At 34.2% G+C, this 2,437-nt stretch carries 1 protein-coding gene and 2 rRNA genes; all 3 read left to right on the forward strand.

From position 1 onward, the window contains the following. Window positions 1–116: 116 nt before the first annotated feature. Window positions 117–232: ribosomal RNA gene (rrf, locus tag AC1DTM_RS22990) — 5S ribosomal RNA — on the forward strand. 858 nt (window positions 233–1,090) lie between these two features. After that, complete coding sequence (locus AC1DTM_RS22995; RefSeq protein WP_016103369.1) at window positions 1,091–1,819, forward strand: DsbA family oxidoreductase; 729 nt, start codon at window positions 1,091–1,093, stop codon at window positions 1,817–1,819. A gap of 444 nt (window positions 1,820–2,263) precedes the next feature. Then, window positions 2,264–2,437: ribosomal RNA gene (locus tag AC1DTM_RS23000) — 16S ribosomal RNA — on the forward strand; the annotation flags it as partial.

Here is a 2,437-nt window from a genome sequence, read left to right on the forward strand (position 1 = left end):
GGTTCGAGGTGGAAGCATGGTGACATGTGGAGCTGACGAATACTAATAGATCGAGGACTTAACCATATAATATGAAGCAAATGTTATCTAGTTTTGAAGGAATATACCTTCAATAGTTTGGTGATGATGGCAGAGAGGTCACACCCGTTCCCATACCGAACACGGAAGTTAAGCTCTCTAGCGCCGATGGTAGTTGGGACCTTGTCCCTGTGAGAGTAGGACGTCGCCAAGCAAGCTAAAACACAAGTCAAAAGACTTGTGTTTTTTTGTATATTTGTTTCGTTAGAAACAAGAGTGGAAATATGGATTGCTAAATCATACCAGATGGAAAATTATTTACAGAATCATGATAAAGGCGAAGTGTTTTCGCTATTTTTATTAAGCGTTCATTAAACTATATGTATTTCGTCATATGACCATTATTGGTCATATCTTCAATATAAGAGGAAATCTCTCTTCTTTTATAATTAATTTCTAAAAAATTTGGCGCATAATTGAAGCTTCTATGCTCTAAATGATTTAATGGTTTATGAATTGTATAGCTATTTTTCCTTGAAACCCTGTATGCAGTATCCCTTAACTAATAAACATTAGAGGTATTTCTGCCGGTAAATATTTCTTCTTCATGATTGGACATCTAAATCTTCTTCACTAATATACTTTTGAAAATAACTCCGTTCATAATTTCAATAATATAGATTTGTATAATTGCTTCCTTTGAGTTTGCTAAATCTATTAAACAAGCCCGTCTATATAATTGCATTTTATATAGACGGGCTTGTTTAATTTTTTATTCTTATAATAGTAGCGTTTTGAGGGATATTTTTTTGTTATTAAGTATAGGGAAGCAGTACATAATCTATGGAGATAATACAGGTGCTTTTCAACTATTATGAGAACAGCTATATTATGGCTAAATATGTAGTGAGATATAGGAATGTTGAACAAGGAGCTCATTTACAATTGAAGTGTATATATGTGCATGAAATCTTCTTTGATTAGTAGTCGTAACTTCTTGAGGCATAAATTTTTGAATTCCGTAACGTCAGTGCTACAATGATTGAAAAATAAATGTTAATGAGGTGTTCATATGAAAATTGAAGTTTGGTCTGATTTTGTATGCCCGTTTTGCTATATTGGGAAGCGTAGATTAGAAATGGCTTTAGAGCAATTTCCACATAAGAAAGATGTTGAAGTTGAGTTTAAAAGTTTTGAATTAGATCAAAATGCTCCGATCTACTCTGGAACGAGTATTAATGAAGTACTTGCATCGAAGTATGGAATTAGTGTTGAAGAAGCTGATCGTAATAATATACAACTAGGCAATCATGCAGCTAGTATGGGTTTAAGTTTCAAATTTGAAGAGATGAAGCCAACAAATACTTTTGATGCACATCGTTTGGCGAAATTCGCAAAGGATCAGGGGAAGGAAAAGGAGATTACAGAAAATCTACTTTTTGCATATTTCACTGAATCGAGAAACTTAAGTGATGTGGAAACACTAGCTAATATTGCTGAAGCTTCCGGTCTAGATAGGGAAGAGGCTTTAAATGTTATTCATAATAAAAATGCTTATGCCAATGAGGTTAGGATTGATGAATCAATTGCCCAACAATATAAAATTACAGGGGTACCTTATTTTATTGTTAATCAAAAGTATGCTATTTCAGGTGCACAACCACTTGAAACCTTTGTTGGTGCACTTCAGCAGGTGTGGGAAGAAGAGAATCCTAAGTCTGAACTTCAAGATCTTTCAATAAATAGTACAACAGATGATTATTGTGCAGATGGTAGCTGCTCGATACCTTCAAAGGAATAATATTTAATTCTTTCTTTCTATTATGGTGTACATAATGTAATGAGGGGATAAATTTTAAATGTCATATGTATATTAATGACATCTAAATACGAATAACCTACAGTAACTTTTATAGGTTATTCGTATTTAGTTTATTTTGGGGGAGTTACATTCAAGTGTATTATTATTGTGCTAACGGCTTGTTGGTATAGTTAATTCATATTTTTATAAAAAACTTATTTAAAACTATTGACGATTAATATACATAGGTGTAATATAGAACAAGTCGCCGATAGCAACAACGCAGAAAGCGACAAACGAAATAAAAAAACTTAGTTGACATTACAAATTGGAAATGTTAACATAAGGGAGTCGCGAATGAGCGACAGACAAGTTCTTTGAAAACTGAACGAAACAAACAACGTAAACGTCAATTTTTATTTTTAGATGCTAGACAAACTAACTTTATTGGAGAGTTTGATCCTGGCTCAGGATGAACGCTGGCGGCGTGCCTAATACATGCAAGTCGAGCGRATGGATTAAGAGCTTGCTCTTATGAAGTTAGCGGCGGACGGGTGAGTAACACGTGGGTAACCTACCCATAAGACTGGGATAACTCCGGGAAACCGGGGCTAATAC

The sequence above is a fragment of the Bacillus sp. P4_D3 genome, from assembly GCF_056401855.1.